Annotated in this window: 11 protein-coding genes; 8 read left to right on the plus strand and 3 right to left on the minus strand. The window is 45.7% G+C overall.

Features of this window, described 5'->3' with window-relative positions; translation table 11 throughout:
- The first annotated feature begins 258 nt into the window (after positions 1–258).
- Positions 259–777: a transposase gene (locus J0M30_05110; protein MBN8666863.1), complete on the plus strand. Its 519-nt coding sequence runs from the start codon at positions 259–261 to the stop codon at positions 775–777.
- 213 nt (positions 778–990) lie between these two features.
- On the opposite strand, the gene J0M30_05115 is transcribed toward J0M30_05110, so the two are convergent.
- Positions 991–1,968 carry a glycosyl transferase gene (locus J0M30_05115; GenBank protein ID MBN8666864.1) on the minus strand — a complete coding sequence of 326 codons (978 nt, stop codon included), beginning with the start codon at positions 1,966–1,968 and terminating at the stop codon, positions 991–993.
- A 2-nt stretch (positions 1,969–1,970) separates the two neighbouring features.
- Positions 1,971–2,813: a UDP-2,3-diacylglucosamine diphosphatase gene (locus J0M30_05120; GenBank protein MBN8666865.1), complete on the minus strand. Its 843-nt coding sequence runs from the start codon at positions 2,811–2,813 to the stop codon at positions 1,971–1,973.
- A gap of 180 nt (positions 2,814–2,993) precedes the next feature.
- Here J0M30_05120 and J0M30_05125 point away from each other — a divergent pair, with 180 nt between their 5' ends.
- From J0M30_05125 to J0M30_05155, 7 genes are all read left to right on the plus strand, one after another.
- Positions 2,994–6,284: a SusC/RagA family TonB-linked outer membrane protein gene (locus J0M30_05125; GenBank protein ID MBN8666866.1), complete on the plus strand. Its 3,291-nt coding sequence runs from the start codon at positions 2,994–2,996 to the stop codon at positions 6,282–6,284.
- A gap of 27 nt (positions 6,285–6,311) precedes the next feature.
- Positions 6,312–7,835, plus strand: a complete 1,524-nt coding sequence (locus tag J0M30_05130; GenBank protein ID MBN8666867.1) for a SusD/RagB family nutrient-binding outer membrane lipoprotein — start codon at positions 6,312–6,314, stop codon at positions 7,833–7,835.
- Between the two features lie 104 nt (positions 7,836–7,939).
- Positions 7,940–9,250 (plus strand): hypothetical protein, encoded by a 1,311-nt coding sequence (locus tag J0M30_05135; protein ID MBN8666868.1) that lies wholly within the window; start codon positions 7,940–7,942, stop codon positions 9,248–9,250.
- A gap of 20 nt (positions 9,251–9,270) precedes the next feature.
- Positions 9,271–10,353, plus strand: coding sequence for an alkaline phosphatase family protein (locus J0M30_05140; GenBank protein MBN8666869.1), 1,083 nt, complete (start codon positions 9,271–9,273; stop codon positions 10,351–10,353).
- 64 nt (positions 10,354–10,417) lie between these two features.
- Positions 10,418–11,098: an HAD hydrolase-like protein gene (locus tag J0M30_05145; GenBank protein MBN8666870.1), complete on the plus strand. Its 681-nt coding sequence runs from the start codon at positions 10,418–10,420 to the stop codon at positions 11,096–11,098.
- 96 nt (positions 11,099–11,194) lie between these two features.
- Positions 11,195–12,403 carry a hypothetical protein gene (locus tag J0M30_05150; protein ID MBN8666871.1) on the plus strand — a complete coding sequence of 403 codons (1,209 nt, stop codon included), beginning with the start codon at positions 11,195–11,197 and terminating at the stop codon, positions 12,401–12,403.
- Positions 12,396–13,514, plus strand: coding sequence for a TIGR03364 family FAD-dependent oxidoreductase (locus J0M30_05155; protein MBN8666872.1), 1,119 nt, complete (start codon positions 12,396–12,398; stop codon positions 13,512–13,514). The genes J0M30_05150 and J0M30_05155 overlap by 8 nt, the downstream gene beginning before the upstream one ends.
- Positions 13,515–13,756: 242 nt before the next feature.
- On the opposite strand, the gene J0M30_05160 is transcribed toward J0M30_05155, so the two are convergent.
- Positions 13,757–14,809: a HAMP domain-containing histidine kinase gene (locus tag J0M30_05160; GenBank protein MBN8666873.1), complete on the minus strand. Its 1,053-nt coding sequence runs from the start codon at positions 14,807–14,809 to the stop codon at positions 13,757–13,759.
- Between the last annotated feature and the right edge of the window lie 56 nt (positions 14,810–14,865).

Genomic DNA, 14,865 nt, shown 5'->3' on the forward strand with positions numbered 1-14,865 from the left:
AATTCCCGCCATCGTTGGTGTTTTCCGGCAGGTATTTTAACGGGTTGAAATAAGGACGGGCAGGAAACACCAACGATATAGGTTGTTGGTGTTCCCTTTTAGTCCTATTTCAGAATTATTCTGAAAATTGTTAGGAACGGAATAGCCGAGGTTACCTTATAAGCAGAATTGTTAAAACAACGAGCCATTCTGTTTAAAATACCTAAAATTTTTGATGATTTATTTAACATACAAAAATTCATATCCCGTTATTTTTAAATGAAGAAGATTATAACGGAATGGCCTCAGTTTTATACTGCAACAATTTTAGATTGGAAGAGGTTGTTGAAGCAGGATAAATACAAGGATATTGTAATTGCTAGCCTCCGATTTCTTGTTAAATCCAGAAGGGTTCGGATTTTTGGATTTGTAATAATGTCTAATCACATCCATCTTATTTGGCAAGTTGAACCTGATTTTAAACAGTCTGACGTAAAAAGAGATTTTCTAAAGTACACGGCTCAAAAAATAAAGGCAGACCTGCGAAGAAGCCATCCACAGGTGTTGGATCGGTTCCTTGTTTGCTCATCCGATCGCCACTATCAATTTTGGAAGAGAGGATCTTTAAGTGTTGAATTAAGATCGCGTGCTGTGTTTTTTCAGAAATTGGAATATATTCATTGGAATCCTGTAAAAGCGTTTCTTTCTTCTACGCCGGAAGAGTATAAGTATTCTTCAGCTTCTTTTTATGAAACTGGCTTGGATAATTGGGGTTTTTTAACTCATTATACTGAGTGAAAGGAGGACATGCAGGAAGCACCAACGATATAGGTTGTTGGTGCTCCCTTTTAGTCTTACCTCTTAAATATTCTGATACTAGTCGGGAAACACCAACAACGGCGCGGGTAAAACACCAATGATATTGGTTGTTGGTGTTCCCTTTTAGTCTTACCTCTTAAATATTCTGATACTTGTCGGGAAACACCAACAACGGCGTAAAGAGGGATTTCATCAACCAAAAACATGGTGAAGAAGATCCGGCACAGAACGGCTATAATCCTTTTTAAGGGCTTTTTTGCAATAGATCCAGTTGTAGAACTCTTCGGGAAAGAGTTCGTCGAGTCTTTCCAGGGTGGTGATACCCATTTTCCGTAGTGCGGCGGCATTGCATTGCTGTTCATATTGCCCCCGGATGGGAATCGAGAGGATCTTTTTGCCGAGGTGAAGGGCTTCGGCAGGGGTTTCAAAGCCTCCTCCGGTGATGATACCGGTACAATGGATCAGGCTTTCATTGAACAGTTGTTTATTTACCGGTTTCCAGGTTATATGCCCTTCGGTCCGGTCGGACTTGGTTTCTCTGGAGAAGATCTCAAATCGGAAATCGGGAAGTTTATTGAACAAGCTTTTAAGTTGTGGTTCGCAGTAGGCAGGAAGGTAGACCGTTACATATCCACCGTCTGTAGGCTGGGCATCCAGAATCATTTGCTTGATCACCGGGGTGAAAATGAATTCATCATACCGCTCAAAATGAAGTCCTGCCTGCCGGGTGGCTCTTGCATAGTTAAGGAGGATCCATTCACCAATACGGCTCTTGATGGAAGGCCTTGGTGTTTTCTCTGATACAAAGCTGGCCTGGTGTCCAAAGTTGACCGAGGGAACTCCTTTTTTGGCACAGGCAGCGGAAGTTATATGGTCAAAATCGTTCAGCACCAGATCATATTTCTCCACCGGGAGTTCATTGATCTCTTTTTTCAGCCGCAGCGGTGAATAGGCCCTGGTCATTTTCCAATAATCCAGTCCCCCATCGCATTTATAAAAAAGGCTTAATCCCTGGCTACGGAATTTCACCGGCGCATCAATGGCCAGGGTGCTGTTACTCCCACTGAGAAAAATATCCACTTCCCCTTTCTGGCTAAGGTGGGGAAGCAATTCCATGGCCCTGCTGATATGGCCGTTTCCGGTAGCTTGAACAGCGTATAAGATCTTCATGTTTACATTGCTAAGGAGTGTAAATACAAGGCTATTTCTGCAGTAACAACATCGGTTTCCTTTCGGGCCTCGATATCGCGCACCTGCACCGTATTCATCACTTTTTCGTCGTAGGTATAAATATGCCAGTCATTATTATAATATTCTAAGGAGGTCAGGTGTTCTACCCAATCACCACTGTTCAGGTACACCACACTTCCTTCCTCGTTTTTCACCACCCTTTTCTGGGGCTGATGGATATGCCCACAGATCACATAATCATATTTTTTTCGGATGGCGATCTCCGCGGCGGTCGTTTCAAAATCATTGATCCGGATCACGGCTTTATTCACACTCGCCATAACTTTTTTTGATAAAGACACCCGCTCACGACCAATCAGTTTAAAACAATAATTGATCGCTTTATTAAATAGCAACAGGGCGGCGTATCCATTGCTCCCCATCTTTGCCCACAGCTTGGCAGCACCCTTGGTGGTATTATCAAACACATCTCCATGAAAGATCCAGGTCATCTTATTGTCGATCTCAATGATGAGTTTATCTGTCAGTTGAAAATTCCCCATGTTCATATCAGTATACTTACGCAATAATTCATCATGGTTTCCGGTAATGTACACCACCTTGGTTCCTTTCGTAAGCATGCTGATCACTTCTTTCAAAACGGCGGCGTGAGAAGGGGGAAAGTATCGCTTTGAAATTTGCCAGATATCCAGGATATCTCCATTCAGAATCAGGATACGGGGGCTGATACTCTTTAAATAAGTGAGGATCTCTTTGGCCCGGCTTCCATATGTTCCTAGATGAAGGTCAGACAGCACAACCACATCAACCAATCTTCTTTCCATGGGAATAGGAGTTTTGCAAAGCTCCGGAAGAGATATGTCTTTACTGTTATCGAATGATTAAGTAATTGTGAATTGAAATTGTTAAGAGTTGCTTAACCTGAAGCTAATCCTGGCTTCATATGACACGGATAGTTTTGCGCCGGGTTAAAAAAAACAATTACAATCAAAACCGGGAAAACTATGAGAGAAAAAATGAATTGGCTCCGCCAGTTATCCGCCTTGCTGGTTTGTTTAAGCATGGCTACACTGGTACAGGCCCAAAATGTACTTTCAGGGAAAGTACTCAATGAAAACGGCCAGCCATTAAGCGGGGCCAGTGTTACCGTAAAAGGAACAAAACAATCCACCTCCACGGACAATGAAGGCAATTTCAGCCTCAATGCCTCTTCCTCCGATGTATTAGTGATCTCGTTTGTGGGATACGGTCAACTCGAAGTAAAAGGCAATCAATCAAGTTCCGTGATACTTTATCCCGACAGTAAGAGTATGTCGGAGGTAGTTGTCACTGCCCTGGGTATCCGCAAGGAGAAAAAGAAACTAGGGTATGCCATTCAGGAATTAAAAGGTGAAGAGTTTACCGTGGCCCGTGAATCAAATGTCGTTAACCAACTGGCGGGCAAAGTGGCTGGTGTGACCGTAGTAGGCAGCCCATCCGGTATTGGTGGTTCTTCCCGTGTTTCCATTCGTGGTGAGCGTTCGGTTGACCTCAATAAAAACCAACCTTTATATGTAGTGGATGGAGTTCCCGTTAGCAATGCCATCACAGGAGCATCTGGCCGGGGTAACCTGGAAGTGGATTTTGGAAATGGCGCCGGATTTCTCAATCCAGATGACATTGAATCCATGAGTGTATTAAAAGGAGCTGCCGCTTCGGCCCTGTATGGTTCACGCGCAGCCAATGGGGTTATCCTTATCAAGACCAAGAGTGGACGTCGCGGAAAAGGGATCGGTCTTGAAGTGAACAGTAACGTAACATTGGAGTCTGCACTCAAACTTCCCGAATATCAGACCGTTTACGGACAAGGAAACGGAAGTGGTGGTGCTTTTGCTTTTGTCAATGGTGGTGGTGGCGGTTTGGCCGATGGTACCGATGAAGGATGGGGCCCTGCATTCTCGGGTAATTTTAATTTCCCTCAATACAATTCACCCCGCACCCTGAATGGCCAATTGATCAATTTTACCGGCGGTGACCTGAACGCACCTGCCGGTAGCGTGATCACTTCCACACCCTGGGTAGCTGACAAAGATAATTTGAAGAATTTCCTGGAAACCGGAACCACGTTTACCAACAACGTAGCCATGGTGGGTGGCAATGAGAACGGAGATTTTCGCCTGAGCTATACCAATCTCGATCAAAAAGGGATCGTACCCAATACCGATCTCAAAAGAAATACCCTCTCTCTGTCTGCCGGTTATAACCTGAGCAAGAAGTTATCGGTGAAATCTTTCGTAAGCTATATTAAAAGCGAAAGCGATAACCGTCCGTCTATCAGCTACGGTACAGAAAGCATCATGTACTTGTTCAACTGCTGGTTACCTGCTTCTGTAAAAGTGAGCGATATGAAACGTTTGTGGCAACCTGGTCTGGAGAACCAAAAGCAGTATAGCTGGAACTATAACTATCATGATAATCCGTATCTGACCGTAATGGAAAATACCAATGGTCAGTACTATGATCGCATCATTGGCAATATCATCCTCAAGTATGATTTCACCAACTGGCTGAGTCTGCAGGTACGTACGGCTACCGATTGGAGTAATGAACGCCGGGAATACCGCCGGGCCTTCAGTACCCAGCGTTTTCCCTTTGGTCAGTACAGGGAAACAGGTATCGTAAATGAAGAAAGAAATACCGACTTCCTGTTCACTGCCAATAAGGAGATCACATCCGATCTCGCCTTTAGTGCCAGCCTCGGTGGTAACCAAATGCGCCAGACCTCTCGCTTTAAAGAGGATGTAGCCGGGCAATTAAATATCCCCGGTATCTACAGCCTGAACAACTCCCGTATCGCCCTGGTGGTTGAACAAAGCAATGTGGCCAAGCGCATCAACAGCTTGTATGGTTCTGTTGGCTTCTCGTACAAGAACAAAATATTTCTGGACCTGACCGGTCGTAACGACTGGAGCAGCGCCCTGACCCTCCCTGAAAACCTCAAAGCCTTTGGAACAGAGGATAATTCCTATTTCTATTCTTCCGCGGCTTTGAGCGCCATCATCAGCGATATGGTGGAACTGCCCGAAGTGTTTAGTTTCCTGAAACTTCGCGCCAGCCTCGCACAAGTGGGTAACGATACGGATCCTTTTGCCTTTACCCAAACCTACAACAGAAGCGATCCCTTTGGTGCTTACCAGGTGTATAGTGAGACCAGCAGCCTCGCCAACCTGAACCTGAAACCCGAGATCAGCTCTGCCTACGAGTTTGGTACGGATATCCGGTTATTCAAAAACCGCATCGGATTGGATCTGACCTATTATCAAAGCCGTACCAAAAACCAGATCCTGAATATCCCCCTGTCTAACACCAGTGGATATGATACCCGTAAGATCAACGCCGGTTTGATCAAGAACTATGGATTTGAAGCTATGTTGACTGGATCTATCCTGAAAGGAAAGAACCTGACCTGGGATGCCTACATCAACTTCTCCACCAACCGCAGTACTGTTATCGAATTGAGTGATGGGTTGACCAACTATGTAATGGCCAGTCGTCGGGTAAGTGTGGAAGCCCGCGTAGGGGAACGTATGGGTGATATGTACGGTATCGGTTTTGCAAGAGTACAGAGCTCCGATCCTACCAAACCCTACTATGATGCCAGTGGACAATACACCGGGCAAATGGTATTTGGAAGCAACGGACGTCCCATTTATACAACCAACCGCATCAAATTAGGGAACTACAATCCGGATTGGATGATGGGTATTGGAAACAGCCTGAACTATAAAGGCATCCGCTTATCCTTCCTCTTTGATATCCGTCAGGGTGGGGAGATCTATTCTGAAACGCAGACCGTAGGCCGTGAAGGAGGAATCATTGTGGAAACGCTTGAAGGAAGGGCCGATGGATATGACCTGAGCAAACCCGGAAATGGCGTGATCGGACAGGGTGTTGTTTTCTCCGGAGGTACAACCGGCACTATCAGTCCGAATACAACCAAGGTTACCGCCCGCGAATGGCATACGGCCTGGACTGGTGGACGCGGTGTTGCAGAGGGAGTCATGTATGATGCTTCTTTTGTTAAGCTCCGCGAGTTGCAGATCGGTTACTCGCTTCCTGATAAGCTATTTGGTAAACTTCCTTTCCGTGGAGTAACCGTATCGCTGGTAGGACGTAACCTCCTGCTGTGGGATAAAGTGCCCCACGTGGATCCCGAGAACATGTCCTACTCTGGGGGCACAGCGCTTCCTGGTATCGAGTACATGAGTATCCCTACCACCCGCAGTTATGGATTTAACCTCAGCTTCAAACTCTAATTCACTAACACCAAATAAAACAGGCACATGAAACTGTCAAAAATATGGATCCCGGTACTGGCCCTTGTAGTTGGCATCGGGTGTACCAAAGACTTTGAAGAGGTCAATACAAACCTGAATAACCCGATCGATGTAACACCCGATCTGTTGCTGAGTGGAATCATTCGCAGCACCATGAACCAACAGGTAAGCGAAGCCTGGGGTATCGGAAACATCGTGGTTCAGCATCATGCCAAGATCCAGTTTGTAAACGAAGACCGCTATGGCTGGAATGAACAAAATGGTATCTGGAACAATGTTTATGGTAACTATCGTAACCTGCAGAACATCCTGACCAAAGTCGGGGGAGATGAATCAAATCCCTATTACGGAGTGTCCCTGATCCTCAAATCCTGGATGTTTTCACTCGCCACGGATGCTTATGGAGATATTCCCTATTCAGAAGCTGGTAAGGCCAAGACCGAAGGGTTGTATCAACCGGTTTATGATAAACAGGAAGATATTTACACCGGCATCCTCGCTGATCTGAAGAAAGCCAATGAATCATTGGCAACAGCCATCGGGTCTTTCAACGGCGATCTGATCTACGGTGGTGGTTCCTCTGCGCTGATCAAATGGAGAAAACTCGCCAATTCCCTTCGCCTCCGTTACCTGATGCGTTTGTCGAAAAAGAAGAACGTGAATGCAGATATGCAAGCGATTCTGAGCGACCCAACCAATAACCCCATTTTTACCGGGAATGCTGATAATGCTGAACTCAAGTACTTGGCAGCAGCGCCAAACCAGTGGCCTTTGTATGGCACGCGCGTTGGTTCTTTTGATGAGTTTCGCGTAAGTAAGACATTGACTGATCGGCTTACTGCTTTGGGAGATACACGGATCAATGTTTTTGGCCGCCCCACACAAACCTCTGTGGCGAATGGTACTCCTCAGATCCTGGGTGTACCCAACGGTCTCAGTGATGTAGATGCCCTGGCATACAATGGAGGGGTACAAGGCGTATCGCGTGTAGGCTATACGTTTGCCTGTCTGGTATGCAACGACAATGGGCAAGCGCCTCCTGATCCCGCAGCCCCTCGCGCTTTGCTGATGACCTATGCCGAACTTCAGTTCATTCTTGCTGAAGCGCGTCAGAAAGGAATGATCACCACCGGTGATGCAGAAACCTATTACCTGAACGGGATCAATGCCAACTTTGCATACTGGCAATCCGTGGTACCCGCCGCCTATGGTTTGAATGTAAACATGCCGGCAGGATACCTCACCCAATCGGGCGTGGCTTTTACAGGTACAGATGCCGAGAAACTGGCTAAGATCGCTTTGCAAAAATGGATCGCTCTATACTTTAACGGACTCGAAGCCTGGTACGACTGGAAGAGAACGGGCATGCCCGAGATCATTCCTGGTCCGGCCAACCTGAACAATAATAAAGTGCCTGTACGGTATATCTATCCTCAGTCGGAGCAATCATTGAATGGCACTAACCGCGCGGCAGCTGTATCCCGTCAGGGTACAGATGACCTGAACACCAGACCCTGGATTTTCCAATAGGTCTGAATGATGAAGTAGTTCTTTTCATTTACGCATAAGCAGTAGTTTCTTCATTCTCATGTACACGGGGTGGAACGTCATGTTTCACCCCTATTTATTTTTCTATGCGCTTCTTTTTTTTAACCCTTTTATTTATACAGGTTCAGGTGGCCGCACTTTGGTCACAGGACATTAACCTGGGCAAACCTCTACCCAATTGGGAACGGGGTTATTTGGATATTCACCACATCAATACAGGAAGGGGAAATGCCAGTTTTCTGCAGTTTCCCGATGGTACCACATTTTTGATCGATGCCGGAGAGATTTCTCCGCTTGAGCCCCGTATTTTTTCCCCTCGAAATGCCAGCATCAAACCCGATTATTCCGAGAAGCCGTTTGATTGGATCGTACACTATATCCGGACTGTGAAACCGGATATCGGGACAACAGGGATAGACTATGCCTTATTGACCCATTTTCACGATGATCATTTTGGTGCCATGTATCCTGGGGCACCCCTGTCAGGTACAGGAAAATTTGGTCTAACGGGGATTACAGGCGTGGGCGAACGAGTTCCTGTTCACAATTTAATTGACCGAGGCTACCCACACTATGGATACCCTTATGATATGAAATTACAATCCACACAATATGGCGGGGGTGAGATTGAATTTGGTGAAACCATGAAGAACTATTTCTCTTTTCTTCAATACCAGATAGAAAAGGGTTTCAAAATTGACTCTTTTCGGGCTGGAAGTAAAACACAGATTTCGATGAAACATGATCCAGCCTCCTTTCCAGGCTTTTTTGTACAAAATGTAAAATCCAATCAATTTATATGGTCGGGGAAAGACAGCAGTGTACAGAATGTTTTTCCCCAATACAATGCCACTGACCGTACAACCTGGCCGGATGAAAACAGCCTTAGCCTGGCACTCACCATTCATTATGGTCCATTTATTTATTATACAGGAGGAGATAATCCGGGTAATGTATTTGCCGGGGATAAACCCTGGCGGGATGTAGAAACCCCAATGGCAAAAGCAATTGGAGAGGTGGATATAGCTACCATGGATCACCATGGTAACCGCGATGCGGTTAATGAATTTCAGGTCAGGACATTCAGGCCAACAGTCTGGATTGAACAGGTATGGTCCTCTGATCACCCTGGTCATGAGGTCTTGATCCGGGCAACATCACCTCACCTTTATCCGGGAAAGCGTGACCTCTTTGCCACAAATATGCTTGAGGCCAACAAAAATGTGATCGGCCCTCTGATCGATCGTGCCTACCGCAGCCAGCAAGGACATATTGTGGTACGGGTATTTCCTGAAGGTAAAAAATACTTGGTGATCATATTGGATGATAGTCGGGCCGACATGGTGGTGAAGGCTGTATTTGGTCCTTATTATTCTAAAAACAAACAAATAAAATAACCTCTGAAACAAATACGAATATGAAAAAGGTGTATCTCCTTCAGGTCTTTTTTTTCCTGGTATTGAGCGGTAATGCCCAAACAAAGACAGAAAACGTTGTAGTCATTACGCTGGATGGGCTTCGTTGGCAGGAATTATTTGCCGGAGCTGACAGTCAATTGATCAATGATGATACTTATGTCCACAACGCCAGAGAACTGAAGAAAAAGTTCTGGGCAAACGAACCAAGTGAACGGCGAATGAAATTCATGCCTTTCATGTGGGGTACTATTGCCAAACAAGGGCAGATCTATGGAAACCGTTGGATGGGTAATAAGGTGAATAATGCCAATCCGTATTGGTTCTCTTATCCTGGCTATAATGAGATATTTACCGGCTTCCCGGACGACAGTGTAAATTCTAATGATAAAAGGCTTAATAAAAACGAGAATGTTCTGGAGTACTTACACCGGCAGAAGGATTTTAAAGGCAAGATCGCGGCCTTTACCTCCTGGGATTGCTTTGACGCGATATTGAATGAACCCCGGAGTGGTTTTCTGGTAAGTTCCGGGTTTGATAAAACCGGATTGAATACACCCGAATTCAGGATGCTTGATGAAGCCCAGTTTCTTTCACCTCAACCGCTTGGAGATGGTGTCAGACCCGATTTTCTGACCTATACGTTTGCCAAAAAATACCTTGAGACCTTTAAACCGAGATTATTGTATATCGGGTTTGATGAAACAGATGACTATGCACACTCGGGTAAATATGATGAATATCTATACAGCGGGTATATGACGGATAAATGGATCGGGGACATATGGAATTATCTGCAATCACAACCTCAGTACAAGGACAAGACCACACTGCTAATTACCACGGACCATGGAAGAGGGGATAAAGAAAAAAAGCAATGGACAAGTCATGGGGAGAAAGTACCTGATGCCAGTGAGATCTGGTTTGCTGCAATCGGACCGGATACAAGGCCTTTGGGTGAAATGAAGGAAGAAGGGCAGTGGTATCAGCGGCAGGTGGCCACCACCATTGCGGCGGTACTGGGTTATGATTTTAAACCCAAACACCCTGTGATGGAACCTTTTAGGTCTGTGTTAGCAAAGTAATAAATGGAAGGTCATTCATAGGTTTCCCGCAGCGCGCTGCAGGAATCATAAACTAAATAGAATCATGGCAGTAAAGCTCGTTGTCTTCGATATCGCTGGTACCACCGTCCGTGATGACGGATCCGTTGCCACTGCTTTCCGGAATGCTTTTGTAAAAAATGGATTTGAAATCAGTCTGGAGGACACCCATCCCTATATGGGGGTAAAGAAAGTGGTTGCCGTGCAAATGATGCTTGAACAGTTAGGTGCCCGCTATACGGCCGACGATATTCAAAGGATCCATGCGGATTTTGTGAATGAGATGATCGATTATTATGAGTATGATCCATCGGTCAAACCCTTTGCAGATACAGAAGAGGTTTTTCAGTCACTCAAAGAGAAGGGTGTAAGGATCGCCCTGAATACAGGCTTCCCTCGCATTATTGCGGAAACCATTGTGAACCGTTTTCAATGGATGGAACGCGGTTTGATCGATGACCTGATCGCCAGTGATGAAGTAAAAGATGGCCGGCCTTCCCCTCTCATGATCGAACAACTGATGCACCGTGCAGGTATTGACGACCCAATGATGGTTGCCAAGGTGGGAGATACCACGGTAGATATTGAAGAAGGCCGTGCGGCTGGTTGTTTTTATATCATTTCGGTGACAACGGGCTCCGGCACTATGGAGGAATTGGCCCCTTATTCCCCCACGCATATTGTCAATAACCTGACAGAGGTTTTTGAAGTGCTTTCTAAAAATTAAGCGGCCTAAATAATTCTGCTGGCACAGCCATCTACCATACGGTCTCTGGGTAATTTATTACTTACCGCCCTGGCGGCGTTTAGTGTGTACACCTGTATGTATGCCTATCGCAAACCTTTTACTGTTGCCGATTTTGGAGCGCTTCGCTTTTTGAATATCGATTACAAGATCTGGTTGGTGATTGCCCAAACAACAGGTTATACGCTGAGTAAGTTTGTGGGCATTCGCTTTATCGCCGAATTGAATAAAGGAACCCGTTTTCTTGCTGTGATCAAACTGATCGGTATCGGATGGATCGCGCTTTTACTTTTTGCCATTGTACCCGCTCCATACAACATTATTTTTCTTTTGATCAATGGTTTGCCGCTGGGCATGATCTACGGTATCGTATTCAGCTACATTGAAGGTCGGCGTACAACGGAATTTCTGGGTGCCGTGCTGGCCGCCAGTTTCATATTTGCTTCGGGATTCACCCAAAGCGCCGGTAAATGGGTGATGAAAATGCTAGATACCAATATCTGGTGGATGCCGTTCATGACCGGACTTGTATTTTTTCTCCCGCTGTTATTTTTTACCTGGCTACTTGATCGTACCCCACCACCTACCGCTGATGACATTGCTCAACGTACTGAAAGACGCACGATGAATAAAGCCGAACGGCGAAAATTCATCCGGCATTTCTTTCCGGGATTATTACTGTTGGTGCTCACCTATATACTTCTCACCATCCTGCGTGATTACCGTAGCAATTTTGCCGCCAATATCTGGAAAGAACAAAACCTGGAGAATGACTCTTCGATCTATACAACGAGTGAATTAGTGCCTTCGATTGTCATCCTGGTTTTGATGGCCCTGTTGATTTCCATCCGCAGTAATATGCGTGCACTGATGGTCAATCATACCCTGGTGATATTGGGGTTCTTTCTGGCAGCGATCAGCACCCTTCTGTTCCAGGCCGGATGGATTTCTCCATTCTGGTGGATGACTCTCACAGGTACCGGATTGTACATGGGTTATGTTCCGTTCAATTGTATGTTGTTTGAGCGACTTATCGCTTCCTTTCGCTATGTCAGTACGGCAGGGTTTATCATTTATGTGGCCGATGCGTTTGGTTATTTAGGGAGTGATGCGGTTCTGCTCATAAAGAATTTTGGAAATTTCTCTTTATCCTGGACAGATTTCTATATACAGTTGGTGTTGGGGGTTTCTGCCATAGGCGTGTTGATGACCAGCATCGCCGCCTTTTATTTCAAACGAAAATACAATCGTCACACTTTAGCTTCCTCAATTATACACTATGCCTAAAGCCATCGTTATTGGTGCCGGAATTGCAGGTCTTGCCACGGCCCGCGCCCTCGCTGTTAAAGGATATCAGGTCACTGTCATAGAAAGATCCAGCCGGGCTGTTGGCGCTTCCATTCGCAATTTTGGAATGGTATGGCCAATAGGTCAACCGGATGGTGTATTATATGAAAGGGCAATGCGTTCGCGAAGTATATGGATAGATGTTTGTACTGAGGCCGGTATCTGGTTTGATCCCGTTGGCTCTCTGCACCTGGCCTACCGACCGGAGGAATGGCAGGTGTTGGAAGAACTACAAGTTGCTTACGGTCATCGCCAAACCCGTTTGCTGAATGCAAATGAAGTAAGGGCCTGTTCCCCTTTTTCACAACCAGAGGGATTATTGGGTGGATGGTTTAGTCCGACTGAAACCATTGTAGATCCCCGACAAGCCATTGCCCTGATTCCTAACTGGCTCGAAGGAAAATATGGTGTAAAATTTATTTGGGATAAAGCAGTTACCGATATTGCCTATCCTGCCGTATATGCCGGAAAAGAAATGTGGGAGTCAGACCGGATCTTTGTTTGTAGTGGTGCTGATTTTGAAACGCTTTATCCCGAACTTTTCCAGGAAGCGCCCATTACAAAATGTAAACTTCAAATGATGCGTATGGCCGGTCAGCCCAATGGGCAACGGATCGGCCCCGCGCTTTGTGGCGGACTCTCTCTGGCACATTATACCAGTTTCCGGGCGGCCCCTTCTTTGGACGGATTGAAGAAAAAATTTGAACAGGATTATCCTGAATTACTGAAATGGGGTATTCATGTGATGGTTTCTCAAAACCAGGCCGGTGAACTTACGGTAGGCGATTCACATGAATACGGACCGACGCATGACCCATTTGACCGGCAGTATATTAATCAACTGATCCTCGATTACCTTTCTCAATTTGCACGCTTTCCCAATGAACAGGTCATTGAGACCTGGAACGGCATTTATCCCAAACTCACCAATGGCGGAACGGAATGGGTGCTACAACCCGAAAGTGGTGTAACCATCATCAATGGTGTCGGTGGGGCAGGGATGACATTGAGTTTTGGGTTGGCGGAGGAGGTGGTGGTTCGGGAGGCGTGATTTTTCGTGAGACGTGAGGCGTGAATGGTGAATGGTGAATAGTGAATAGTGAATAGTGAGACGTGAAACGTGAGATGTGAGATGTGAGATGTGAGATGTGAGATGTGAGATGTGAGAAATATTTGGGTTTGTAAGTTATATGTTTTTACTATTCACTATTCACCATTCACTATTCACTATTCACGCCTCACGTCTCACGCCTCACGAAAAATCACGCCTCTCGCTTCACGTCTCCCGAAAAATCACCCCTCTCGCCTCGCATTCAACGTAAACCCGATCGTAGTACCAATATTTTCTGTGCTACGCACATGAATGGTTTGACCATGGGCTTCTACAATATGTTTACAGATGGCAAGACCAAGACCAGAGCCGGTAACATCTACAGAGCGCCCACGTTCCGTGCGGTAGAATCGTTCAAATATCCGGGGAAGATGTCTTTCCTGGATACCCATACCATCGTCACTGATCTCGATCAGTATTCTTTTTCCATCCGTATTGTAAGCACTGGCGGTGATCGTACCACCGTTTTTGCCATATTTGATAGAGTTCTCAACGAGGTTGGTTATAACCTGTCGGATCTTTTCTTTATCGGCAAAGACATACAGTGGGGATTCGCACCCTTTCTTGATCGCACAACGGATATTTCGGGGTTCTGCCTTCAGGGAAAGAACTTCGTACACTTCACGTATCAGATCCTGTATCACAAAATTTTCTTTGTACAACATTAATTCTCCCCGCTCCAGTTTTGAGATTTCATCCAGGTCATCAATCAGATTGGAGAGTCTTTCCACATTACGGGATGTTTTTTCCAGGAATGCCTTATTGACCTCGGGATTAAAAAGTGCTCCTCCCAGGAGCGTATCCACATATCCCTGTATGGCAAAGACCGGGGTCTTGAATTCATGCGCCAGGTTCTGTAAAAATTCCTTTCTGAATTGCTCATTCTTCCGGAGCATGTCGATCTCTTTCTGTTGTTGTTCTCCCCATGCTTCCACATCCTCTCTTACTTCATCAATGCTTTTTTTGGGTAAAATATATTTGTAGTATGTCTCTTCGCGTTTACTCGCTTTGGTCTGGTGGATCATTTTATAGATCAACTTGATCTTCCGGTAAATGAATTTTTCAAGGGTAAAAAGAATTAAGGCATATCCACCGATCAACATGAGGCCAAAGGCAATGGCTGCATGTTGCCAATTTCCATTCAATACATAGATACCCAGGGCTACGGGGATCGAAAGGATCAATGCCGTAAACAGGGAAAGCTGTTTGGGAGAGAGGTTTTTGGTATCGAACATGGGGCAAAGATAGACCAGGATGGGGTTGTTTGGATGACAGATGACGGATGACGGAT

This window comes from Chitinophagales bacterium (genome assembly GCA_017303415.1).
Classification (GTDB): Bacteria; Bacteroidota; Bacteroidia; order Chitinophagales; family Chitinophagaceae; genus SpSt-398.

Bases quoted from the DNA above. Each gene is read 5' to 3' on its own strand.
- J0M30_05110 (MBN8666863.1), top strand. From the start codon at position 259: ATGAAGAAGATTATAACGGAATGGCCTCAGTTTTATACTGCAACAATT.
- J0M30_05115 (MBN8666864.1), bottom strand. From the start codon at position 1,968: ATGAAGATCTTATACGCTGTTCAAGCTACCGGAAACGGCCATATCAGC.
- J0M30_05120 (MBN8666865.1), bottom strand. From the start codon at position 2,813: ATGGAAAGAAGATTGGTTGATGTGGTTGTGCTGTCTGACCTTCATCTA.
- J0M30_05125 (MBN8666866.1), top strand. From the start codon at position 2,994: ATGAGAGAAAAAATGAATTGGCTCCGCCAGTTATCCGCCTTGCTGGTT.
- J0M30_05130 (MBN8666867.1), top strand. From the start codon at position 6,312: ATGAAACTGTCAAAAATATGGATCCCGGTACTGGCCCTTGTAGTTGGC.
- J0M30_05135 (MBN8666868.1), top strand. From the start codon at position 7,940: ATGCGCTTCTTTTTTTTAACCCTTTTATTTATACAGGTTCAGGTGGCC.
- J0M30_05140 (MBN8666869.1), top strand. From the start codon at position 9,271: ATGAAAAAGGTGTATCTCCTTCAGGTCTTTTTTTTCCTGGTATTGAGC.
- J0M30_05145 (MBN8666870.1), top strand. From the start codon at position 10,418: ATGGCAGTAAAGCTCGTTGTCTTCGATATCGCTGGTACCACCGTCCGT.
- J0M30_05150 (MBN8666871.1), top strand. From the start codon at position 11,195: ATGTATGCCTATCGCAAACCTTTTACTGTTGCCGATTTTGGAGCGCTT.
- J0M30_05155 (MBN8666872.1), top strand. From the start codon at position 12,396: ATGCCTAAAGCCATCGTTATTGGTGCCGGAATTGCAGGTCTTGCCACG.
- J0M30_05160 (MBN8666873.1), bottom strand. From the start codon at position 14,809: ATGTTCGATACCAAAAACCTCTCTCCCAAACAGCTTTCCCTGTTTACG.